Source organism: Cyclobacterium roseum, assembly GCF_010119225.1.
GTDB lineage: Bacteria > Bacteroidota > Bacteroidia > Cytophagales > Cyclobacteriaceae > Cyclobacterium > Cyclobacterium roseum.
In genome coordinates, this window is sequence record NZ_WNKF01000004.1 from 354,286 (window position 1) to 378,438 (window position 24,153).

21 protein-coding genes and 1 riboswitch are annotated in these 24,153 nt (G+C 46.9%); of the genes, 12 read left to right on the plus strand and 9 right to left on the minus strand.

All coding sequences use genetic code 11. The features are described 5' to 3' along the window. Positions 1–156 precede the first annotated feature (156 nt). Positions 157–1,857: a GMC oxidoreductase gene (locus GJQ68_RS08315; protein ID WP_162416835.1), complete on the minus strand. Its 1,701-nt coding sequence runs from the start codon at positions 1,855–1,857 to the stop codon at positions 157–159. 14 nt (positions 1,858–1,871) lie between these two features. Further along, positions 1,872–2,408 carry a gluconate 2-dehydrogenase subunit 3 family protein gene (locus GJQ68_RS08320; protein ID WP_162416836.1) on the minus strand — a complete coding sequence of 179 codons (537 nt, stop codon included), beginning with the start codon at positions 2,406–2,408 and terminating at the stop codon, positions 1,872–1,874. A gap of 147 nt (positions 2,409–2,555) precedes the next feature. Between GJQ68_RS08320 and GJQ68_RS08325 the strand changes: the two genes are divergently transcribed. The 5 genes from GJQ68_RS08325 (at position 2,556) to GJQ68_RS08345 (ending at position 9,871) form a co-directional block, all read left to right on the plus strand. Continuing rightward, positions 2,556–4,808 (plus strand): TonB-dependent receptor domain-containing protein, encoded by a 2,253-nt coding sequence (locus GJQ68_RS08325; RefSeq protein WP_162416837.1) that lies wholly within the window; start codon positions 2,556–2,558, stop codon positions 4,806–4,808. 16 nt (positions 4,809–4,824) lie between these two features. Further along, a complete protein-coding gene (locus GJQ68_RS08330) occupies positions 4,825–5,433 on the plus strand; it encodes a nitroreductase family protein (RefSeq protein WP_162416838.1) in 609 nt (202 codons plus the stop codon). 20 nt (positions 5,434–5,453) lie between these two features. Further along, positions 5,454–6,038 carry a gliding motility lipoprotein GldD gene (gene gldD, locus GJQ68_RS08335; protein ID WP_162416912.1) on the plus strand — a complete coding sequence of 195 codons (585 nt, stop codon included), beginning with the start codon at positions 5,454–5,456 and terminating at the stop codon, positions 6,036–6,038. Between the two features lie 131 nt (positions 6,039–6,169). After that, positions 6,170–7,237, plus strand: coding sequence for a fatty acid desaturase family protein (locus GJQ68_RS08340; RefSeq protein ID WP_162416839.1), 1,068 nt, complete (start codon positions 6,170–6,172; stop codon positions 7,235–7,237). Positions 7,238–7,286: 49 nt separating this feature from the next. Further along, a riboswitch (TPP riboswitch) is annotated at positions 7,287–7,383 on the plus strand. A gap of 82 nt (positions 7,384–7,465) precedes the next feature. Then, complete coding sequence (locus tag GJQ68_RS08345) at positions 7,466–9,871, plus strand: TonB-dependent receptor (protein ID WP_162416840.1); 2,406 nt, start codon at positions 7,466–7,468, stop codon at positions 9,869–9,871. Positions 9,872–9,924: 53 nt separating this feature from the next. Here GJQ68_RS08345 and GJQ68_RS08350 read toward each other — a convergent pair whose 3' ends face one another. Then, positions 9,925–11,043 carry an NAD(P)/FAD-dependent oxidoreductase gene (locus GJQ68_RS08350; protein ID WP_162416841.1) on the minus strand — a complete coding sequence of 373 codons (1,119 nt, stop codon included), beginning with the start codon at positions 11,041–11,043 and terminating at the stop codon, positions 9,925–9,927. Positions 11,044–11,179: 136 nt separating this feature from the next. Between GJQ68_RS08350 and GJQ68_RS08355 the strand changes: the two genes are divergently transcribed. After that, a complete protein-coding gene (locus GJQ68_RS08355; RefSeq protein WP_162416842.1) occupies positions 11,180–13,696 on the plus strand; it encodes a zinc-dependent metalloprotease in 2,517 nt (838 codons plus the stop codon). Between the two features lie 78 nt (positions 13,697–13,774). On the opposite strand, the gene GJQ68_RS08360 is transcribed toward GJQ68_RS08355, so the two are convergent. The 5 genes from GJQ68_RS08360 to GJQ68_RS08380 form a co-directional block, all read right to left on the minus strand. Then, a complete protein-coding gene (locus GJQ68_RS08360) occupies positions 13,775–13,984 on the minus strand; it encodes a YgaP family membrane protein (RefSeq protein ID WP_162416843.1) in 210 nt (69 codons plus the stop codon). Positions 13,985–14,144: 160 nt separating this feature from the next. After that, on the minus strand, positions 14,145–15,359 hold the full coding sequence (locus GJQ68_RS08365; protein WP_162416844.1) for a bifunctional alpha/beta hydrolase/OsmC family protein: 1,215 nt from the start codon (positions 15,357–15,359) through the stop codon (positions 14,145–14,147). A gap of 179 nt (positions 15,360–15,538) precedes the next feature. Beyond that, positions 15,539–15,979, minus strand: coding sequence for a hypothetical protein (locus GJQ68_RS08370; protein WP_235941197.1), 441 nt, complete (start codon positions 15,977–15,979; stop codon positions 15,539–15,541). Between the two features lie 34 nt (positions 15,980–16,013). Then, on the minus strand, positions 16,014–16,556 hold the full coding sequence (locus tag GJQ68_RS08375) for a carboxymuconolactone decarboxylase family protein (RefSeq protein WP_162416845.1): 543 nt from the start codon (positions 16,554–16,556) through the stop codon (positions 16,014–16,016). Positions 16,557–16,708: 152 nt separating this feature from the next. Beyond that, a complete protein-coding gene (locus GJQ68_RS08380; RefSeq protein WP_162416846.1) occupies positions 16,709–17,137 on the minus strand; it encodes an alpha/beta hydrolase in 429 nt (142 codons plus the stop codon). A gap of 54 nt (positions 17,138–17,191) precedes the next feature. Between GJQ68_RS08380 and GJQ68_RS08385 the strand changes: the two genes are divergently transcribed. Together GJQ68_RS08385 and GJQ68_RS08390 are read left to right on the plus strand one after the other, a co-directional pair. Further along, a complete protein-coding gene (locus GJQ68_RS08385; protein ID WP_162416847.1) occupies positions 17,192–17,707 on the plus strand; it encodes a DinB family protein in 516 nt (171 codons plus the stop codon). A 171-nt stretch (positions 17,708–17,878) separates the two neighbouring features. After that, a complete protein-coding gene (locus GJQ68_RS08390; RefSeq protein WP_317174418.1) occupies positions 17,879–18,289 on the plus strand; it encodes a rhodanese-like domain-containing protein in 411 nt (136 codons plus the stop codon). Positions 18,290–18,367: 78 nt separating this feature from the next. On the opposite strand, the gene GJQ68_RS08395 is transcribed toward GJQ68_RS08390, so the two are convergent. Next, a complete protein-coding gene (locus GJQ68_RS08395; RefSeq protein ID WP_162416849.1) occupies positions 18,368–18,598 on the minus strand; it encodes a hypothetical protein in 231 nt (76 codons plus the stop codon). 102 nt (positions 18,599–18,700) lie between these two features. Between GJQ68_RS08395 and GJQ68_RS08400 the strand changes: the two genes are divergently transcribed. The 4 genes from GJQ68_RS08400 (at position 18,701) to GJQ68_RS08415 (ending at position 24,103) form a co-directional block, all read left to right on the plus strand. Further along, the gene (locus tag GJQ68_RS08400) at positions 18,701–19,387 is read left to right on the plus strand and encodes a haloacid dehalogenase type II (protein WP_162416850.1); all 687 of its coding nucleotides are present in this window, start codon (positions 18,701–18,703) and stop codon (positions 19,385–19,387) included. Between the two features lie 154 nt (positions 19,388–19,541). Beyond that, the gene (locus GJQ68_RS08405; RefSeq protein ID WP_162416851.1) at positions 19,542–20,297 is read left to right on the plus strand and encodes a DUF547 domain-containing protein; all 756 of its coding nucleotides are present in this window, start codon (positions 19,542–19,544) and stop codon (positions 20,295–20,297) included. A 252-nt stretch (positions 20,298–20,549) separates the two neighbouring features. After that, positions 20,550–22,931, plus strand: a complete 2,382-nt coding sequence (locus GJQ68_RS08410) for a TonB-dependent receptor (protein WP_162416852.1) — start codon at positions 20,550–20,552, stop codon at positions 22,929–22,931. After that, the gene (locus tag GJQ68_RS08415; RefSeq protein ID WP_162416853.1) at positions 22,931–24,103 is read left to right on the plus strand and encodes a PepSY-associated TM helix domain-containing protein; all 1,173 of its coding nucleotides are present in this window, start codon (positions 22,931–22,933) and stop codon (positions 24,101–24,103) included. The genes GJQ68_RS08410 and GJQ68_RS08415 overlap by 1 nt, the downstream gene beginning before the upstream one ends. Positions 24,104–24,153: the final 50 nt, after the last annotated feature.

Consider the following 24,153-nt stretch of genomic DNA (forward strand, 5'->3'; position numbering starts at 1 on the left):
GTGATGCTGGGTTCGAAGAAGATAAAATTTCCTTAGCGGAATGAAAACCAGTATTCCTAGAATCGATGGATGGGACGATCCGCGTTCGGTTTAAACCTAAAAAACCGGCCAATCCCTATTGATCAGCCAGTTTTTGGTTTCGATTAAATGTAATTGTCAGCCCATATTTTTCACGGCATGGTCTACCGCTCTGGCGGCAAAGGCCATGTAGGTCAGGGACGGGTTTTGCGTGCTGGTGGAGGTCATGCAGGCCCCGTCGGTCACGTATACATTGGGGCAACTGTGAATCTGGTTCCATTTGTTGAGTACCGAGGTTTCCGGATCTTTCCCCATTCGGGCTCCTCCCATTTCATGGATATCCAGGCCGGGGGCACGTTTGTCATCCCGGGTACGGATATTGGTGAATCCTGCCGCTTCAAACATCTCGGTCATCTGCTCCAGGTAATCCTTGATCATGGCTTCGTCATTGGCATCGTAGTCCATGGCAATCTGTAACTGCGGAATGCCCCAGGCATCTTTTTTAACCGGGTCCAGGCTTACCTGGCTTTCTTCTTTCGGGATGGTTTCGCCCATCATGTGCGAACCCACCCGCCAGGGTCCGTATTCCTCCCGGGTCAGCGCCTGTTCCAGTTCTTCTCCAATGCCGGAATAGTCCGTAATCATGCTTCGACTAGCACTGAATCCGGCCGCATATCCCCTCAGAAAATCGGTTTCCTGTTTGTAAACATTCCGGAAGCGCGGGAAGTACCCGGAAGTGGGCCGTCTTCCCTCAGTGGTATATTCCTTTAAGCCATCGTATTCTCCGGAAATACCTGCCCGGTAGTTATGGAAGGCCACGTATTTCCCCAGAACGCCGCTGTCATTGCCCAAACCATTGGGGAAACGGTTGGAGGTGGAATTCAGCAAAATCAGATTGCTGTTGAGGGCACTGGCATTCAAAAAGATTACCTTGGCATAATATTCTGTGGTTTCCCCGGTATTGGCATCAATCACCCGAACGCCCGTGGCTTTGCCTTTGGCCTCGTCGTAGATGATGGAATGAACCACGGCATGGTGTTGCATGCTGAGGTTGCCGGTGTTGGCAGCCCAGGGCAAGGTGGAGGAGTTGCTACTGAAATAGCCCCCGAAAGGGCAGCCACGCTGGCAAAGCGTCCGGTTTTGACAAAGGGCCCGGCCCTGTTTGGCATAAAATTCCTTGTTGCCGGTAATGTGGGCACAGCGCGCCACGACTATTTCCCTTTCGGGGTAGTTTTTACGTAGGAAGTCCTTGAAGTACAACTCACCGGCTGTCAGTTCGAAAGGGGGTAAAAACTCCCCATCGGGAAGGTTGTCCCTGCCATCCTTATTGCCAGAAACGCCAATAAATTTCTCCACATGGCTGTACCAGGGAGCGATGTCCTGATACCGAATGGGCCAATCCACCGCAAATCCATCCCGGGCAGGCCCTTCAAAGTCGAAATCACTCCAGCGCTGCACCTGTCGGGCCCAAAGCAGCGATTTGCCACCCGTTTGGTAGCCTCTGATCCAGTCAAAAGGTTTTTCTTGTACATAAGGATGCTCCTGGTCTTTTACAAAAAAATGCTGGGCATCCTCCCGAAAGGCGTAACAACGACTCACTACGGGGTTTTCCTTTTTGATTTCTTCGGGAATGGCCCCCCGGTGTTCAAATTCCCAGGGCATCTTGTTGGTGGTAGGGTAATCCTGAACGTGCTTCACTTCCCTTCCTCGTTCAAGTACCAGGGTTTTGAGGCCTTTTTCGCAAAGCTCTTTGGCTGCCCAACCGCCGCTCATGCCTGAGCCGATGACGATGGCATCGTAGCTGTTTTCTTTTTTACTATTAATATTCAAATTCGCCATGGCGTACGTTTCTTTTATGCGTTTTCAATCTTTTTGCTTCCGTAAAAGCGTGCGGGAACCAATTCATAGGGTTTGATTTCCGTCATGAAGTATTCGGAATTCAGGTAGCCCTGCAAGGCAAACCGTTTAGTCGTGCTTATAAAAGCCCTTGCCGTATCTGCTTCCTTCTCTCCATCCATAACCAGGGTTTTTCGAAGGCTGTTTTCTGCCTGTGTGGCATCCATTTGGGAAAATTCCGTTCCAAAATGGGTTTTGGAAAACAGTTCCCATTGCCGGAGGCCGGTTAGAAAGGTTTCCTGCTGGGTATCATTCAGACAATCGTTGCACATCACCAGCACAAAATCGGGAAGCTGCAGCGCTTCCCCGGATTTGAGCACGTTTCCTGGAAATATGGTATGGATGATACGGGTCAGTAATTCTTTTTCAGAAGCGGTGATCTTTAGGTTTTCATAGGCTTCCAAGATGGATTCCTCGCTGAAGTCGCAGGCCGGAATCAAAACCACCCCTCCGGTAAGCAGTGCCAATTGCTTCATGGCAGATCTTCTATCCATAATCGTAGGTATATTTAATGATAATTGTCAAACAAGGTATTGATTTTTTGATTACCTGCCACAGGTTTTTTTTATTGGTGGTATATTACGAGCGAAATGATTTAATTTTGTAAGCGTAACTACATTCTCATCGTATTCCTCCAATCCATGTTCAAAAGTTTACTATTATTAATACTTACCTTATTGCCCTTGACGCTCTTGGCGCAAACCAGAATCTTGGTGCTGGATGCACAGTCTGGCGATCCCATACCTTATGTTTCCCTGAAAGCAAATAATCTGCCTGCTTACGTAGTCGATGAAGAGGGACAAGTAAGCTTTTCATTGGAAGAAGCCACCGAGATGCGATTTTCGCACGTAGCCTATGAGAGCAAGACCCAAACGGTACCCGTCTCAGGCACCTTGACGGTTTCCCTGCAGCGGGCTGAAAACGCCCTTTCGGAAGTGGTGGTCAGTTCTTTTGATACGGAAAGGCCCCTTTTGGAGCAGGCAGCGGGCATTTCCAGGGTTTCTGAAGCGGATTTGTTTCGGTTCAATGAAACCTCGGTGGTCCATGCCTTTAATACCAAACCGGGCATACGGGTGGAGCAGAGAGCGCCCGCCAGCTACCGTATTTCGATTCGGGGTAGCTCCTTGCGTGCACCTTTTGGAGTAAGAAATGTAAAAGTCTACTGGAATGGAATCCCTTTTACGGCTGCAGACGGCACCACTCCGCTCAACATGCTGGATCTTTCTAATCTGGAGAACACCGAGATTATCAAGGGACCGGCGGGAAGCATCTATGGTGCCGGAAACGGAGGCGTGATTAATTTTAGCAGTAGTACGGACATCAATGAAAACAGGATTAGCTCGGATCTTATCTTTGGCGACTTTGGGATGACCCGGTACCGCTTTGGCTTGTCTCAAGAAATGGAAGAAGGAGGCATTAAGGTCTCCTACGTGAAACAGAAAGCCGACGGCTACCGGGACCATACCGCCATGGATCGGGAAGTAATCCAACTTAGCGGACATTTCCGGCCCTCTGAAAAGCAACGGCTGACCACGCAACTGTTGTATTCCGATCTTTTTTACGAATTGCCCGGGGCACTGACTGCCAGCCAGGTGGAGGAAAATCCCCGTCAGGCCCGGCCGGGATCTGCGGCCCAAAACGCATCCATTGACCAGCAGTCGATGTATGGAGTTGTTTCTCACGATTACCAGTTCCATCCCAATTTAAGTAACAAGACCTCGATTTATATTAATACCGTGGATTTCGAAAACCCCTTCAACCTAGACTATAAGAAGGAGACACAGTTTAGTTACGGGGGAAGAACCAGTTTTACCTATGATGCGATTTGGGGTTCCGTGCCGATACGTTTAATCGGCGGGGGGGAATACCAGTTTTCAAAGACGGCGGCCCAAAACTTTGGCAACCGGGCCGGTCAGGCAGATACCATCCGGTTTAGTGATGAATTGCAATCTACTACTGCCTTTCTCTTCCAGCAAGTGGAGGCGGAATTATCAGAGCGATTTTTACTTACGCTGGGTTTGAGTGAGAATTTTTCCAATTTGGATATAGCCAGAAACATTGATGCCATCCGGGGAATGCCCTCGCAGGCCCGTCGCACATTTGATCCGGTGATTGTTCCCAGAGTCGCATTGGTTGCCAAATTGAACCCCACCGCGGCGATTCACGGGAGCATAAGTTCCGGTTTTTCACCTCCCACTATTGACGAAGTACGGACCAATGAAGGCACGATTAATTTGAATTTGGAGGCAGAGAAGGGAATCAACTACGAGCTGGGGTACCGGTCCAGTTTTAATCAGGGAAGGGTGAATGTGGATGTTTCCGCTTTCTATTTTAAACTAGACGAGACCATCACCACCTTTACCAATGAGCAGGGAGTGGTGCTGTTTCGCAATGCCGGGGCAACGGACCAAAAAGGAGTGGAAGCCCTGGTGGATTATGCCTTGATCCGCAATCAACTGACTTTTATTCAAGAGCTTAAACTGACCCATACCTTTACCGGTCATTATTTTACCTTTGCCGATTTTGTAAAGGGTGAAAATGATTATTCCGGAAATGACCTCACCGGAGTGGCACCTCATACCCTGGTTAATCAATTGGATATCCGTACCAAACCTGGTTTTTACCTTAATTTTACTCACCAATTTGTAGATGATATTCCCCTGAACGATGCCAATACGGTTTACCAGGATGCCTATCACCTGCTAAATGCCCGCGCAGGCTGGAGGGGAAGTATCGGTACCACCTTGGATCTGGAAGTTTTTGCGGGAGTGGAAAACCTGTCCGATTCCAACTATAGCCTGGGTAATGACTTGAACCCATTCGGAGGCAGGTACTTCCAACCCGCCGCTCCAAGAAACTTTTATGGTGGGATAAAGGTTAGATTGAAATACTAGTAACAATAGCACACTTATGAATAACCGACCCGTATTTAATATAGAAGAAGTCAATAAAATCATCCGAAACCGAAGGTCTCAATTTGTAGCTCAGTTTAAGGAGGACGATCCGGTGGATGATCGGATCATTATGGAGATGCTTGAAAATGCCAATTGGGCCCCAACACACAAGCTGACGGAGCCCTGGCGTTTTGTAGTGTTTTCGGGAGAGGGACTTCAGCGGCTGGCTGAATTTCAATCCGGATTATACAAGGAACGAAGTGAAAAGGCCGGGAAATTTATAGAAGCCACCTATACTAAATTCAAGGAGAACCCACTCAAAGCTTCTCATATCATTGCGATCGGGATGAAGCGAGATCTTCGGGCCAACCTTCCGGAGATGGAGGAAATAGCGGCGGTTTCCATGGCGGTACAGAACATGTACCTGACGGCCAGTGCCCACGGTTTGGCGGCCTATTGGGGGACCGGCGGACCTACATTTTGGCCGGAAGCCAAATCCTTTTTTGGGCTGGAAGAAGAAGACATGCTGATGGGCTTTTTTTATGTGGCCAAACCGGCTACCGATCGCTGGCCGGAGGGAAGAAGGAAGCCAATTTCAGATAAAGTGACCTGGGTAAGAGAATGAGGAATAGTAAAAAGCAAGGCATGGATTGTTCATCGGGATGTATAGGATGGAGCCTGCTGCTGTTGCTGTTTATCAGTTCCTGCGGAGAAGATTACTTGCCCAAGCCGATGGGATATAATCGCATTGACCTGCCGGAAAGGGGGTTTGAGTCCCTATCAATGGACCTTCCCTATTCCTTTCAGCATTCCAGGCACCTGCAGGTCGAGCCGGATTCCTTTAACATGGCTGAAAAAACCTGGATCAATCTACACTATACGGCACTGGGAGCAAGGGTGCACCTTACCTATAAGCCTATTGAAGGGAGTAAAGAAAACCTGAGAACCTACCTGGATGACGCACTCAATCTGACTTTTAAACATCAAATCAAGGCTTATGGCATTGACGAGAATGTCGTCCGAACGCCTAAGGGCTATACCGGATTGGTAGCCGAGTTAAGCGGAGAAGTACCGACGCAGTTCCAATTCTTTGTGACCGATTCCACCGCTCATTTTCTGAGAGGGGCGCTTTATTTCAATACCGCAGTTAAGAACGATTCACTGGCCCCGATCATTGAATATGTTAAGGCAGATATGATGCATTTAATTAATACAGTGGAATTTAATTGATTGATGTGATTATATGTCGTACCTTGCTTACTGGTATTTTAGATGCCATCCCTCACCCGGCTGATTTCAGAAATACGAAGCCACCTTCGATCTACAATTACCTTTTGCTATTCACCTATTAAAAAATCAGTATGGCTACGCCAAAATTTTCTAAACCTACCCTAAATTTTCATCAGGATATCAAAAAAAGGGTGGCTGACTATTTCCGGGAAAAAAACCTAACCCGGTCCGGAAACCGCCCACTTTATTTGAAAGCAGGTATTATTGTCTTGTCTTTTATTTTCCTATACGTTCACCTTGTTTTCTTTACCCCTCACTGGGCCGTTGCCTTGTTGGAATGCCTGCTTCTTGGTGCCATGACGGCTTTTATTGGCTTTAATGTCATGCATGATGGGGCACATGGTAGTTTCAGTGACCGACCTTGGGTCAATAAGTTGGCTGGCCTTTCGATCAATTTTCTGGGAGCCAATGTCTTTATGTGGAAAACCAAACACAACGTGGTCCATCATTCCTTTACCAATGTAGAGGGAGTAGACGACGACTTGAACGCTGGCCATTTTTTGAGGCTTTCCCCAACCCAGAAAAAGTTTAAATTTCATCAGTTTCAACATTACTACTTTATTTTTACCTATTCCCTGCTATACCTTTATTGGGTATTTTTCACGGATTATAAAAAATACGTGACCAAAAAAGTCGGCCAGGTTCCCATAACGAAGATGAAGTTATCAGATCATATCAGTTTCTGGTCTTTTAAGGCCATTCATCTGGTCTTATTCCTGGCCATACCCATTTATATGGTAGGCTTTAGTCAATGGCTGCTGGGTTTTGCTGTTTTCAGTTTGTTTGCAGGACTATTACTGACCCTGGTATTTCAATTGGCACATAGCCTGGAGGAAACAGCTTTCCCGATACCTTCCCCGGTCACCAACAGCCTGGAGGACGAATGGATGATTCACCAAATCCGGACCACTGCCAACTTTGCGACCAGCAACAAACTGCTGACCTGGTTTTTGGGTGGCTTGAACTTCCAGGTGGAGCATCATTTGTTTCCAAAAATTTCGCACATTCACTATCCTGCTATCAGCAAGATAATCAAGCAAGCATGTCAGGAGTATAACATCACGTATCTGGAGCATCAGAAATTGCGTCGTGCTTTCCTTTCTCATTTCCGACATTTAAGAGTGTTGGGAACCGCTTAAGCCATGGGGTAGTATTTGGCATTCCCATTTCTACCACTTACATTTGCATCAAGATCATTAGGGGTGCCCCAATATACCGGGCTGAGATCATACCCATATTACCTGATCCGGGTAGTGCCGGCGAAGGGAAATGAGAAATAGCTAATCGTACGTACTGCTATTGGGTAAACTACGAAAAAAGGAATACCCCTTTATTCCTTTTATGTTTAACCGAATTCGTTAATAATTATGATTCGCATGTATCTGGTAGCAGCAGCAATGCTGTTTACCCAATGGGCAATGGCCCAAAATCGCATTCAGGGAGAAATCAGGGATGCCGAAAACGATGTTGCCCTTCCGGGGGCTACCATTGTCCTTGAAGATTCGGACCAAGGTACCGTCTCGAACAGAAACGGAAGCTTTGAGCTGAGTGGAATGGTGCAGGGAGAATGGGAATTACGCATATCCTTTGTGGGATATGAAACCAACTGGGTTACCGTCCGGGTTCCGCAGGATTCACCGCTTCTGATTGAGCTGAATCCGATCACCATCTCTACAGAGGAGTTTATCGTCTCCGGAACCAGGGCTTCGGCCACCACCCCCACCACCTTTCAGGTGATAGACAAATCGGACCTTTCCAAGAATAACCTGGGACAGGACCTGCCCTTGTTGCTTAACTATACCCCGTCCATGGTCACCCACTCCGATGCCGGAGCAGGTGTAGGCTATACAGGTTTGAGAATCAGGGGAACCGACCAGACCCGGATTAACGTGACGGTGAATGGGATTCCGCTGAACGACGCCGAATCACACGGCGTTTTTTGGGTAAACATGCCGGATTTTGCTTCTTCGGTAGAAAATATCCAAATCCAGAGAGGCGTAGGCACTTCGACCAATGGAGCGGCCACCTTTGGTGCCAGCCTGAATATCCAAACGGATACCAAAAAGGAAGAAGCGTATGCGGAAACCGATCACTCGGTGGGCTCTTTTGCTACCCGGAAGCACACCATAAAGGCAGGTACAGGTCTGATTGACGACCGCTGGGCAGTAGATGCCCGACTTTCCAGGATTTCTTCCGATGGCTACATCGATCGGGCTTTTTCAGACCTGAAATCCTATTTCGTTTCCGGAGGCTATTTTGGCGATGACCATGTGGTAAAGGTCAATATCTTTTCGGGATCTGAACAGACGTATCAGGCTTGGAACGGCGTACCTGAAAACCTACTGGAAACCGATCGTACCTATAACGGCTATACGTATGAAAACGAAACCGATAACTACCAGCAGGATCATTACCAGTTTATTTATGCCGGTACCTGGGGCAATTATCTGAAAGCCAATTTTGCATTACATTATACGCAGGGGCAGGGATATTACGAGCAATTCAGACCGGATGACAACCTGCCGGATAATTATGGGATTGACCCCATCCTGATCGGAGATGAGGAAATTGCCGAAACCGATATTATTCGTAGAAGGTGGCTGGACAATGATTTTTATGGGGCGGTTTATTCTCTGAAATACGTGTCTAAAAATGGTAAAGTGGATGCCATTTTAGGAGGAGGTGCCAATCGCTATGATGGGGACCACTTTGGGGAAATCATCTGGATGGGTGTGAGCGGTGACACCGATATTCGAGACCGCTACTATGACAATGTGGCGGTGAAGGATGACCGAAATATTTACCTCAAATCAACCTACGAAGTACGGGAAAGGCTGTATTTGTTTGGTGATTTTCAGTGGAGAAATATATACTATCGCTTTGAGGGAATCAACAGCGACCTAAGGACGATTACCGGTAGCCAGAATTATGACTTCTTTAACCCTAAAGTCGGCTTGTCTTATGAAACGACCAATGGAAAGACCTGGTATGCCTCCTACGCCGTGGCCAACCGGGAGCCGGTACGGGCCGATTTCACGGATTCTCCGCTCGCAGAAACCCCCAGGCCGGAGACCTTGAATAATGTGGAAGCGGGCGTTCGCGTCAGTCGCAATCGCTATCAATACAGTGCGAACTTGTATTACATGGGGTATCAGGATCAATTAGTGCTCACCGGTCAGCTCAACGATGTAGGGGCCTATATCCGTGAAAATGTTGCCAGTAGCTACCGGGCAGGCATAGAACTGGATGGGGCCGTGCAGCTTAACTCTCAATGGACGGTTGGAGGAAACATTGCATTTAGTAGAAATAAGATTGACACGTTTACGGAATATAATGATGTGTATGACGAAAATTGGGGATTTGCCGGCCAGGAAAGCACCACCTATCAGGATACGGATATTGCCTTTTCCCCCAATCTGGTAGGCAGTGCCCTCATCGATTTCCGTCCGGTAAAAAACCTGGAGCTTAGCCTGCTCAATAAGTATGTTGGGAGACAGTACCTGGACAATACCCAGCAGGAAAACCGTAGCCTGGATCCCTTCTGGACGACCGATCTACGGTTCTCTTACAGCTGGAATCCGGGATTCGTAGAGGAAATGGCGTTTTCTGTAAAAGTAAATAACCTTTTCAACGAAATGTACGAACCCAATGGCTATACCTTTAGCTATTTCGTGCCCTCTGAAGGGAACAGCGGTCGGGAATTGGTGACTGAAAATTATTATTATCCCATGGCCGGGACCAACTACCTGGCGGGCCTGTCCATTCGCTTTTAAGAAAAAGCTGTCAAGCCACCCCATGGCGTTTTCGAATGCTATTTGGGGTGGTTTTATTGGATAGGAGTGCCGTGGGTCTGTCGAATAAGTTGTCGGGAAAGAAAGGAAGAGCTTTGTAGCAATTTTACCGCCAGGGAAGATACCAGTGGGGCGCCAAATAGCTGTTGTATTTTCCTTCCCAGCATGAGCCGTTTCCGAAAAAATCGATTCCAATCTTTTTGATAGGCCTCCTGAATTTCAGCCAGGCCTTGTTTTTCCTTAAAGGCTTCGGCGGCCAGGATTGCCGTATGGATTGCAATGGCCATCCCGTTTCCGCAGAGAGGGGTGATCATGCCAGCCGCATCGCCTAACATCAGGATCTGATTCTCCACAGGCTGTTTTGTGGCAAAGCTGATCTCGTTGATCACTTCCGGTCTGTCCCATAAAAACAGGGCATTTTCAAAAATATGATGAATATGAGGATTTTTGTACAGGTAGGTTTCTTCCATGGCAGCAATACTTCCGGAAGTTTTGAGCTGTTCCCTGCTTCCGAGGTAGCACAAATTAAAATGTCCGTTTTCTACCTTATTGATGCCCAGGTAGCCACCATTGTAGTTATGTAAAGCCACCATCTGGTCCTCCAACCCATCCATCTGTATGTGGTATTTTATGCCGACATAGGGACTTCTTTTTTGTATAAAGGACCGCGCTAATTTTTTATCAATTTTGGATCTCTTGCCATAAGCACCCAAGACAAATTCCGCGGGCAGGACGGTACCGTCATTGGTTTCAACTAAAAAGCCATGCTTTTCGGATTCGTAGTGGACATTGGTAACCTGGGTTTTTTGCAAAAACTGCACCCCTTGCTCCATGCATTTTTGATAAATATGGTGGTCCAGTACGTAGCGGCTTATCCCAAAACCGCCTAAATCCAACGGAAAATCTGCGTGATTTCCATTGACGGCACTTAACCTAAATTGATTGATGGAAGGAGGATTGTGTTCAAAGGGAAACAAACCTTCCCGAATCAAAAAATCTTTTACCTCATTGGACACGTATTCTCCACAGACCCGATGAAAGGGATAGGTTTTCTTTTCGATAACCAGCACTTTTCTACCTTGCCGGGCTAATAGATAGGCAGCTGTTAGTCCGGATAAGCCACCTCCAATAATAATAATTTCATTTTCAAACATGCGTGGTTTTTTAACTATTCCTATCCGGGATGGTTTGGAAAACGAGAAAGATATTTCAACAGGTGATTTCCATTCCGGATAACAAACAGATTTAAAAATAATCCTTTAATTTCGTCTTTCCACTAAATCATTGAAAATGAAAAAATACAAGCATCGGTCGAAGTCAGGCATACTCCTTACGCTTTTGGTAAGTTTTTGCTTTATCCTGGTTTTTACCGAAGAAGCCGACGCCCAGCGTAAAAACAAGAAAAACAAAAAGGAGGACGAAAAACAAGAAGAAAAGGCCTCGGATGAAAAGGAAGAATCCAAAGGGGGCTTAAAGCCCTACAAAAAGGTCATTACAGAGGAGGCACAAAGCCGGGAAGGGCTTTTTGACGTTCACCTGGTGGATGGGTCTTATTTTTATGAGATACCGGAGGAAATGCTGGGTAGGGAAATGTTAATGGTCACCACCATCGCCAAAACGGCTTCTGGAATAGGCTACGGAGGCGAGCGGACCAATACACAGATGCTACGCTGGGATAAAAAGGATAAAAACCTGCTGCTTCGGGTCGTTTCTTATTCCAATACGGCCTCCGATTCGCTGCCTATTTACCAAGCCGTAAGAAATTCCAATCTGGAACCCATTCTTTATCGTTTCGACATCAAGTCTAAAGGTAAGGACGAAACAGGCTGGGTGATAGACGTGACGGACCTATTTTCAAAGGACATACAGGCCCTGGGCTTGCAGAAAAACCGCCGCACCCAATACAAGGTTTCCCGATTGGATACGGATCGATCCTATGTAGATAGCATTCGCACCTACCCCACCAATATTGAAGCCCGATACGTGCTTACCTATGCTGCTGCCGAGCCACCATCCAATTCCAGTACGGGCTTGATCACGGTAGAAATGAACAGTAGCATGGTTTTGCTTCCAGAAGAACCCATGATGCAGCGCCTGGCGGACCGCAGGGTGGGCTGGTTTAGCACCCGGGTGACCGATTACGGTCTGGATGCGCAAAAGGCCAGCAAGCGGACTTACCTGGATCGCTGGCGATTGGAAGTGAAGGAAGAAGACCTGGAAAAATTCAAGGCAGGAGAATTGGTAGAGCCAAAAAAACAAATCGTATACTATATTGACCCCGCTACACCGAAGAAATGGGTGCCCTATCTGAAAGCGGGTGTTGAAGATTGGAATGTGGCCTTTGAGGAAGCGGGATTTAAAAACGCCATTGTCGCAAAAGATGCCCCTACGCCCGAGGAAGACCCGAATTGGCATCCCGAGGACGCGCGCTATTCGGTGATTCGATATTTTGCTTCCGACATACAAAATGCCTATGGCCCACATGTTTCCGATCCCCGATCTGGTGAAATCATAGAGTCCGATATTGGTTGGTACCATAATGTCATGAACCTGCTGCGCAATTGGTTTTTTGTCCAAACGGCGGCTATCAATCCGGAATCCCGGGGGATTGAATTTCAGGATGAAGTGATGGGCAGGTTAATTCGGTTCGTCTCTGCGCACGAAGTTGGCCATACCCTGGGCTTGCCGCACAATTTTGCCTCCTCTTTTGCCTATCCGGTGGATTCCCTGCGTTCAGCTACTTTCACCCGTGAATTCGGTACGGCTCCCTCTATTATGGATTATGCCCGGTTCAATTACATTGCACAACCTGAGGATGAAGGAGTACACCTGTATCCAGAGGTGGGGCCTTATGACAAATTTGCTGTTGGATGGGGGTATCGGCCCATTCCGGAAGCCAGTACTCCGGAAGAAGAGCAGGCCATCCTGGACCAATGGATATTGGAAAAACAGGGAGATCCGGTTTACCGGTACGGGCGACAGGGAAACCCCTACGATCCCAGTACCCAAAGCGAAGACCTGGGTAATGATGCGATGAAGGCTTCAGACTATGGCATCCAAAACCTGCGACGGATCGTACCAAACCTGATCGAATGGACGGCAGAGGAAGACAAACCCTATAAGGATTACAGTGACCTGGAGGAATTGTACGGACAGGTTTTGGCCCAGTATAACCGATACATGGGACATGTACGAACCAATATAGGCGGGGTCTACGAAATTTATAAAGCCACAGGTCAGGAAGAGGAAGCCGTCTACACCCACGTAGCCAAAGCCACCCAAAAAGAAGCCATGGCATTTTTGGTCAATGAGTTATTTGCTACCCAGGACTGGCTGACCAATGAGGCCATTACCCGGCGAATCGAAGATTTTGGAATGCTTGACCGGGTGCGAAAGCTTCAGGTAACCACGCTGAATGCCATATTGGAATGGGGTAGATTGGGAAGGGTCATTGAAAACCAGGCCCTGAACGGGGCATCTGCTTATGGTTTGCTGGAGATGATGGATGACCTCAGCGAGGGGATATGGTCCGAGCTTCCTCAGGGAAAAACCATCGATGTCAACCGCAGAAGCCTGCAACGTGCGCATATAGAGCGGCTGGAACTCCTGCTTAGCGAAGATGAAAGCGGTAGGTCGGCTTCCTCCTTAGATGCTTCCCAGTCGGACATCCGGCCAGCCGCCCGGGCAGGTCTTAAAACCCTTCAAGGGCAAATTCAAAGGGCCATCCCCAGAACCGGGGACCGGATGAGTAAAATCCATCTAGAGGATTGTCTGGAACGTATCAAAGAGATTCTGGATCCTGCCTAACGACCGGTTTCCAGGTAAAAGTTTAAAGGCTGATTTCCGTGAGGAGTCAGCCTTTAATTTCTTAATACGGTGTCTACGTTAATTTTCTTTAGACCGGCAAGTCTTTATTCCAACCAACGTATAAAGGGGACAGAAACTCACCAGGCTTGTCAGCAGAAAAATAGCTGCCACTGCGATAAATACCAAGCCTAGGGTTGCCGATACGGCTCCTGTAAAGTAAAGATAAAGGGCGACCATAGCGATAATAGTCCGCACCACGCGATCAATAGTACCCATATTTTTTTTCATGATAAGTTGTGTTTTGGTTTTTATATGTGAGCGTCAGGATCAAATAAATTGACCCTCAGAACGGTACGATCTAAAGGTAGTCACTGTGGAGAAAACAACATGTGATTTCTGTCACCGACTCCCCTTTTATCATTAGACTTTCGCTATGTATCGGGAAATTCTATTCGCTTTTAAACCTTGTTTCGATACTGATTTGCTCTTGCAGGGTACGGTGGACCGGACATTTATTGGCGATTTCCAATAGTCCTTTCCGTTGGGTTTCGTCGAGATCTCCGGTTATTTCCAGGCTTCGGGTAAAACGACTAACCTTGGCATTCTTATCGTCCACATTGTCGCCGTCCTTTTGGTGAACTTTATCATGGTCCAGGTAGACATTGATTTCCTCCAGTTTCCATTTTTTACGCTGAGCATACATTTGCAGGGTCATGGCAGTACAGGTGCCCAGTGCTGCCATGAGTAGGTCATAAGGTGTGGGGCCCAGATTATCGCCTCCCACCTCTTCCGGTTCATCTGCCAGCAGGTGATGGAAGGGCGTCTTCACTTCGGAGGTGTAGCCGTTCCCGGCCAGCCGAATCTTTACTGCGTGTCCTTTGGTATCGTTAGGCACGGTAGGAGCGGGTATGTATTTTCTGGACCAGGAACTGATCATTTCTCCCACGTATTGGCTGTCAGCCGGGTTGGATAACAGGTGGTCCGCACCATCCAGGGAAACAAAACTCTTGGGATGGTAGGCTTTTTCATACAACTCGGCTGCATGCCGAATATCCACGACGAGATCCTGTGGGGAGTGTAAAATCAGGATGGGTTTCCTGAGTTTAGACAGGCAGAAACCCAGGTCTTTTTGGCGAAGATCCTGAATAAAGGCTTGGTTGATTTCAAAGCCCCTACCACCGATATGAACCGTGGAAGATCCCTTTGATTCAATAGATTCCAGGTGATCCTCAAACAAATGGGAGATGTGTTGGGGATCCGAAGGGCTTCCAATGGTGACCAGTGCTTCAATATGCGGCAGGGTTTGGGAGGCAAAAATGGCAGCAGCACCACCAAAAGAATGTCCGATCAGCAGGGAAGGGGCCTGGTAATGTTTGGTCAAAAATTCCGATGCGTCTATCAGATCACTGATATTGGAAGAAAAGTTGGTGTTTTCAAACTCCCCTTTACTATTTCCCAGACCCGTAAAATCAAGGCTCATAACCGCAACTCCCATTTGAGAAAGGGTATTGCAAATGTTTTGAATGGCCTTCAGGTTCTTGCTGCAGGTGAAACAATGGGCAAACAGGGCGAAAAACCGGGGATGCTGGTCAAGCGGATGATAGATGTTGGCAGAGAGATCGATTCCCTGGCGGTTTTTAAAACGAACGGTTTCCTTTTTCATGCTTTCAGCGATTTAGTTATTTCCTAAAATCCGTAAACCTGACAGGTTTACCCCTTTATTTATCAGTTGAATATAGGATTAGGCAGCGGATTTGAGATATTTTTAAAATACAATAAAAAACGAAATTTCGGACAAAAACCCTGTTTCTGTCCGGAATTTCCAGTGAGTCCCGTTTATTTTCAGGTAAGGCTGAGGTTGTCCTCTTGATCGTAAAACAGTTTCTTGTTTATAATGAAAATGAACGGAATGACAAATACCCAGTGCCGCAATAGAGATCCAATGGCCATCATGGGTCCGGCATTGCTTCCTGCTACTCCGGCACCCATTAAGGGGAACATAAAGAACCAAACCAGAGCGATAGTCTGGGCGGTGATGAAAATAAAAGGCCTTACCCAATGGGGACCCCAAAGGGAGGGAGCGATGGCCGCATAGAGTATGGCTAATAAGATGCCATTACTGTAATGGCCAAACACCCCATATACCAGGCCAAGACCGGTCTTTTCGCCCAACAGGGCGGGTAGATCCCACCACTCGCCGGACATTACCAGACCAAATACATCAAACAATACCGTACCGATGATCCCCGCGACGATTGCGATTTTCCAATTAATTGATTGCATAATTAATAAAATTTCAGTGATATTGGTATTGGACTTAATTTAACGGAGCTACTTCCGGGAAATCTACCGGAACTTTGGTCACGTTATGAAGCATATTGGTAATCGTCTTTTCGCCAATGGCCACGATGGTATCTACCAGATTTTCTTTACCATAACCGGCTTCAAAGAAATTTTCCAGAACAGCGTCATCTATTTTTCCGGCATTTTCCATGACCGATTTGGCGAGTTTTGCCAAGGCATCGAATTTCGGATGAAATGTGGCCGCGCCTTTTCGTATTTCCAGGATTTCCTCCTCGGAGAAACCGTTCATTTTACCAATGGCGGTGTGAGCGGCGAGGCAATAGGTGCACCCATTGATTTGGCTGACTACCAGATTGACCACTTCTTTTTCCTTGTTGTTCAGGCTGGTTTTGCCATTGGCAAAGGCGGTATATCTGGCCAGTGCATTCTTCGAAAGGGCATAGGTGGCATAAATGTTAGGGATAAACCCTACGCCGCCTTCGATCTTTTCTAAGATAGCCTTATTTTCTTCGCTTACCGATGATTTAGTTGGTACGTCAATTTTAATGTTACGCATAGCTTTTTTGTTTTTGTTTTAATGATGTTACAAAGTTGCCATGCAGGACAGTCATAGAAAATGGCAATACAACCCTATTCCTTGTCAATTATTCCCGAATGATGGAATTATGAGAAAGAAGAAGGCTTTTGGTGAATTAAGATATGAAAAAGTCATTGGCTAGCAGGTGTTTCCAGGCTGGAAACGAAACGGATGATTTCCTTTACCATGGTTTCGCGTTCTGTAAAAGGGATCAGGTGTCCTTTATTTTCGAAGGTTTTTATTTCAAGCCAATTTTCGGGGATGTTGTTTTTGGAGAAGGCTACATTCCCATAGGGAACTAGTCTATCGTCATCTCCGTGTAAATGGAGTACCGGTTTACGAATTTGGTCCCAGTCCGCGATAAACGTTTTGAGTTCATCTTCATGGCTGTACTTTTCATCCGCAGCCACCCGCAGGGACCGGGGGGCCAGCCATCGGGTACTTTTGTAAAGGGTCAACTTGCCAAACCATAAGTACTTTTCCTGCTCCGGATCAATGGCCGGAGCAATCATAATGGTTCCCTTCAACCAATCGGGATTCTGAATTTCCTGACAGGCCAAATTGCTTTTTTACCGAAAGTTCAGTTTATTGCATGGTTACGAAAAGGAAGATATATGGTGGTTCGATGGATTGCACTCCTAATGATTATGGCCGGAACGAATCTACATGCGCAGGAATATTTTGAAAAACAGTATGCTGGAGTCTGGCAACGAAACCTAAACTATTCGAAAGCCGTGGCGGAAGCCATGCCGGAGGCTGGCTATGATTTTAGACCTACGGATGAAGCCATGTCTTTTCAGGAGCAATGGCTTCACGTGGCGGATAATATCAGCATGCTGACCTCTCGCATTACCGGTGATCGGAAAAATTTTTACCGCAAGGAAGATGCGACCGGCTTCAAAAAAGCAGATGTAATGGCCATTCTGGATCGGGCCAATGCCTATGTGCTGGATTTGATCCAAAATGCCTCCGGATCTCAGCTAAATGAGGAGATTGAATTTGGGGGCGTTTCCATGACCAAGGAAAATATTTTTTACCTGCTGCGTGATCATCAGGCCCATCACCGAGCCCAATGCCTGGTATACCTTCGAATGAAGGGGGTATCGGCTCCCGGCTACGTCGGCTGGTAGAAAACCCGCTAAAAAATGCTCCTTTGGTAATATTTCATTGCTTTTCGGAAATTATTGCCTGGAAAGGCGTGTTATCCAGAAATGAGCGCATTCTTTCCACGATTAATTTGTTTCATTGCCTGGACCTTTTTTGCAGTACCGGCGTTTTCGCAAAGCCTGCCGTTTAAAACCTTGTTAAAAACTACCTATGACAAGGACTTTCCACTGGTCTATCCCGTGCAGAAGGACTTGCTGGAGGAGGCCGTGATATTGGATACCCGTGAACGGGAGGAATTTTCGGTTAGCCATCTTGAGTCAGCCCAATGGGTAGGGTACGAAACCTTTTCCATGGAGTCGGTGTCCGAAATTTCAAAGGAAGAGACCATTGTGGTTTATTGCTCCATTGGGGCCCGAAGTCAGGAAATTGGCAAACAATTGAAAGCTGCCGGTTTCCAGAATGTATACAACCTGTATGGAGGCATTTTTCATTGGGTGAACGAGGACAACCCCGTCTTTACAGCCGATTCCATTCAGACGGATCGGGTGCATGCCTACAATAAAATGTGGGGCGTGTGGCTGAATAAAGGAGAAAAGGTGTACTAATTATTCCTTCGGTTAACGATTCATTCCGATACTAAGCTTTCCAGCCGGGAAGGCACCAATTCTGAGACAGTTGGAAACCTAACCGCTGTTTTTCTGAAAATGATTGTAGCATACAGTGTCCGGTAATGCCCAAGGCACCGAGCCATCCCCTCCAAACTGCCGACTTGTATCAATGGCCATTTTATGACGCGCCTTGGCGGACCAATTATCACTGATTTGAATCGTATTCCCGTCAAGGGGCTGGTAATTAAAGTGAAATTGGAGCGGTCCATTTGCATTCCACCCTTGCAAGCCACCATGTGCCGCCATCGCCTTCCGGATTTTTTGTCGGCTATCCGACAGATACCCAAATATTATCTAAATGTGATCCCTTATCCTCTATAAACCAGTTCTTTTCACTATTTTTAATTAATGAAATCAAAAGCCGCACTTCTCGAAAAACCTCAGTTACTGATCTTTGATGTGAATGAAACCTTATTGGATTTGAGTCCGGTAAAAAAAAGGGTGAATGATCTAAGGGGTGATGCGCATGCCTTTAAGGAATGGTTTTCCCTGCTGTTGCATTACTCCTGTGTGGAATCACTAAGCGGAAATTACCTTGAATTCAGCTCCATAGGCAAGGCAACACTGAAAATGGTTTTTCAGGAATACCAGAAAGACATTCAGGAAAAGGAGATAGAGGAGGTGTTAGGTTTGATGGGTACACTTCCTGCCCACAAGGAGGTTCCCGAAGCCTTGGAAATGTTACGCCACGCGGGGTATACGCTGGTGGCACTGAGCAATGGCAGCCTGGATATGGTTCAAAAGCAACTGGATCATGCAGGACTTTCCCCATTTTTTGAACGGATTTTCAGTGTTGATGTCACCGGAAAATTTAAACCCGACCCGGCTACTTATACGCATGTATTGGATCAAATGCAGATCCAAGCCAACAAAGGAATGCTCCTTGCGGCCCATGCCTGGGATATTCTCGGAGCCCAGCGAGTGGGAATGCAAACGGCATTTGTCTCCCGCCCTGGTAAGGTGTTTTATCCAGAAGCAGCTCCTCCGGAATACACCGGGAATTCTTTAATGGAAATTGTTGTACAAATGAACTAATAGTTTGACGGTTGGAATCAATTGAGCCTCCATTTACTTAATAGAAGTACACCTTTCATTTGGTATCATCAACTATAGTAGGAACAGAATTATGGAAAAAAATATTGAAAGGCTATAACGAGCTAAAGATTCACAACAAAACGTAAAAACATCCATGAAAATCCTTACACTTTTTGTTCTTTTTCTGTTTAACGTATCTTGTGGGGATTCGTCATTGGGAGGGGAAGATACCGAGCCGCCGTCTCATGACATTTTTGATTCCTTGCTATCGCGACATGTAGACAAGGAGGGGTTTGTGGATTACAAGGGTTTTATCGCTGACAAAGAGGAGCTCGATGATTACCTGCAATTGCTAAGTCAAAATCCACCCGATAGAAATACCTGGTCCAGGGAGCAGCAACTGGCCTATTGGATCAATGCCTACAATGCCTTTACCATCAAGTTGATCATCGATCACTATCCGGTAGAAAGTATCCGGGATATCGGGCCATTATTGGATATCCCCTTGGTAAATACGGTCTGGCACCTGGAGTTTTTTGAAATCGGTGGGCAACCGGCCAGCCTCGATGAAATAGAGCACAAGATTCTCCGAAAAGAGTTCGACGAGCCCCGCATTCATTTTGCCATTAACTGCGCTTCGGTTTCTTGCCCCAAGCTATTGAATCGTGCTTTTATGGCAGAAAAGATGGAAGCCCAGTTGGAAAAGGTTAGCAGGGAATTTATCAACGATCCCAGCCGGAATGAACTGGGTACTGATAGGGCCGAAATTTCCAGTATCTTCTCCTGGTTTGAAGCGGATTTTACAAAAAATGGCAGTCTGATTGATTTCTTAAATCAGTACGCTGAAACTCCGCTTAAGCCTGGCAGCAAAATCAGTTACTTGGATTACGATTGGAGTTTGAACGAATAAAAGGAACATGCGAGCCCGTTTTGTCCTGCCAAGGATGGCCTTCTGGAGTTAATCGAGTGACTTTTGGTGATTTTTCTACCGATCCCGGCTTGCCAATAACGGTATTTTTTAACAACGGCATTCCTTTATCCTCCATCACTGAATGGTCTCCATTTAAGCAATTTACAATTTTTATTAAAATTAATTCCAAATAGCGTTGTTTAGATTTAGTCTAATTAATAGCTTTGTCAAATCATTCAATTAGTAACCAATATGAAGCTTAAATCCATTTGTCTGATTCTTTTTATCCTGGGGTTCGGATTTGCCGCCTGGGCACAAAATGCCCGTATTAAAGGCACCGTCACCTCCGCCGATGAGTTACCGCTGGAGTTTGTCAATGTGGGCATTCAAGGCTTATCCAAAGGGGCCACTACGGATCGTTTTGGAACCTATGAAATCAAAAACATACCTCCGGGCACCTATGAAATCTTTGCCTCGCTGGTGGGAGCAGAAAGGCAAACAAAAACCATCCAATTGCAGCCCGGACAAATAGTGGAGGTACCTTTTCGCCTCCAGGAATCTTCCACGCAACTAGCGGAAGTGGTGGTTTCGGATCAATTTTCAAACCGCTTTTATGAGGACAGTACGTTTACCGTTGCCAAGTTGCCACTCAAAGACCTGGAAAATCCTCAGGTGTATCAATCCATCAGTTCCAAACTGCTAAAGGAGCAAGTGGTGACCAATATGAACGATGCCATGAAAAATGCAACCGGAGTCACCAGACTTTGGGAATCAACCGGCCGGGGAGGCGATGGTGCCGAATATTATTCCATGAGAGGTTTTTCCGTCCAACCCACCATGGTAAATGGGTTACCCAGTGTCAATAACGGCGCGCTGGACCCGGCAAATATCGAAAGCATTGACGTTATCAAAGGCCCTTCGGGAACATTGTTCGGTAGCCCGCTGATTTCGTATGGAGGTTTGATTAACGTCTCCACGAAAAGACCTATGAATATTTTGAAAGGGGAACTTGGATTCATTACAGGAAGTTTTGGTCTGAACCGGGTCACCGGGGACATTAACCTGCCGCTTTCGGATCAGGCGTTTATGAGAGTCAACACCGCCTACCAATCGCAAAACACGTTTCAGGATGCCGGCAATCGAAAATCGTTTTACATTGCGCCTTCTTTTAAGTTGAAGGCCAGCGATCGGTTAACCTTTCTGATCAATACCGAATTTTTGGATTCAGAGGCAGCCAATGCGCCCATGATCTTTCTTAATCGAAATGCGCCCTTGAGTTTTAACAATATCGATCTGTTTGAAGATAACTATTTCCGTTCGTTCACCAGTAATGAATTGACCATGCGAAACAGTACCTTCGCCATACAGGCACAGGCATTGTACGAAATTTCGGACTCCTGGACCTCCCAAACCGCTCTTTCCAGAAGTGCTACCAAGTCCGCCGGGTACTATCATTACCTCTGGGATCAGTCCAACGGCGATGAATTTGTTCGGTTTATTTCCAATCGTAACGGACAAACCCTCACCACGGACATCCAACAAAATTTTATTGGTGAGTTTTCTCTCGGCGAATTCGAAAACAAAATGGTCGTCGGACTGGACTTTTACGAATCGGGTTTATCTGATGGAAGTTCCGGATGGCTCGCCAACGGTACGGTATCGCTACAGGAAGGTACCGATACCGGAGACCTGACACGTGCGGGTGTGGATGATATTCTAAAAGGGACCTTTGTCGGAAATTCCATGGCCAAATCCCAGGTGGTAAGTGCTTACGTATCCGATGTCATTGCCTTTACACCAAAATTATCTGCCATGGCTAGTTTGCGGGTGGACCGGTTCAGTGATCAGTCAGAAAACCTTTCAGAGGAAGAGCGGAATGAACAAGTAGCCTTGTCGCCAAAATTCGGCCTGGTCTACCAGCCGATAAAAGGCAAAGTCTCTCTATTTGGAAATTATATGAATGGGTTCGTAAACGTGGCACCACGGCAGGTAAGCAACGCCGACGGCTCCAATCCACGGGTCGAATCCTTTTCTCCCGAGCAAGCCAACCAATGGGAGCTCGGAGTAAAGACAAGCCTGTACAAGGATAAATTGGCAGCTACCCTAAGTTACTATTCCATCGGCATCGATAACCGTATCATGGCAGATCCGGCTAACATTAACAACTTCATCCAGGGCGGAAGCGTGGAAAGCAAAGGGTTGGAATTTAGCCTGGTAGCCAATCCCATCAATGGCCTGAATATCGTTGCCGGTTACTCCAAAAACACCTCGGAGGTGACCGGGGATAATCCGGAAAACGGTTACCTGGGCATGCGTCCGGAAGAAGCCGGACCGGATCGCCTGATCAATTTCTGGGCAAGTTACACGGCTCCTCAGGGACCCCTTAAAGGGGTTGGACTGGGATTTGGAGGAAACGCAGCCAGCGAGCACCTTACCTTAAACAGAAGTACCACGGGCACGTTTGCCTTGCCAGCGTATGAGGTGTTTAATGCTTCGCTTTCCTACTCAGGACCGCAATACCTGTTGGCGCTTAAGATCAATAACCTGACAGATGAGTTGTACTACTCCGGATGGTCTACCGTCACTCCGCAGAATACGCGAAACATTAGTCTGGCATTAAATTACCGATTCTAATGCGATTGAAGAATTACATCAGAAAAATGCACCTCTGGCTCGGATTATCTTCCGGGCTGGTGGTATTTATCGTCGCTGTTACAGGCTGTTTGTATGCCTTTCAGTCTGAAATACAGGACCTGCTCCAGCCTTATCGCTTCGTGACTCCTCAGGAAACGGCAGTCCTCCCGCCGAGTAAAATTTGGGAAGCGGCAGACGAAGCACTGCCCGACAAACACCTGCATGCGGTGCTCTACCCTAAAGCGGAGCGGGCAGCCATGGCGATCTATTACAGCTTTGAAGAACATTATTATTATTTCGTCTATGTCAATCCCTACACGGGCATGGTGCAAAAGGTAAAGGATGAATACGCTGATTTTTTCAGGATTATTCTGGATGGTCATTTTTACCTTTGGCTTCCTCCGGAAATCGGGCAGCCGGTAGTAGCTAGCTTTACCCTTATTTTTTTGGTGATGGTAGTATCCGGCCTGGTACTTTGGTGGCCCAAAAAGAAGGTTAATCTGAAGCAAGCCCTTAAAATCCGCTGGAATGCGCGATGGAGACGAAGAAACTTCGATCTGCACCGGGTTCTTGGGTTTTATGTGATGGTATTCGCCTTGATATTTGCGCTGACGGGATTAGTATGGGGTTTTTCCTGGTTTCGGGATGCCGTTTTTTACACGACTACCGGAGGAAAATCCTTTATCGAGTACTACACCCCGCTTTCTGATTCCACCCAGGTATCGGAAGCTAACACTCCAGCCATAGACCGGGTTTGGGCCAAAATGAACCGTCTTTACCCCGATGCTGACTGGATTGAGGTCCATCCTGCCGAAAGCGAACACGGAGCCATCGCGGCCAATGCCAATCCGGATGCGGACACCTATTGGAAAATGGATTACCGTTATTTCGATCAATACAGCCTGGAAGAAATTCCGGTAGACCATGTTTGGGGCCGATTTCTGGAGGCTGGCTTTGGGGAAAAACTAAACCGGATGAACTACGATATTCATGTAGGAGCCATTGCGGGTTTGCCGGGTAAATTCCTGGCATTTTGCCTGAGTGCCCTCATTGCATCGTTGCCAATTACCGGATTTATGATTTGGTGGGGGAGAAGGAAAAAACCCGTCAAGGCTGGAAAAGAAACAAAGGCACTTAACAGGAAGCCAAGCAAAACCCTGGTGGAGGCTTAATAGTAATATACTGCTTCAAGCGATCGTTTATTCGGATACCATCCGAATGC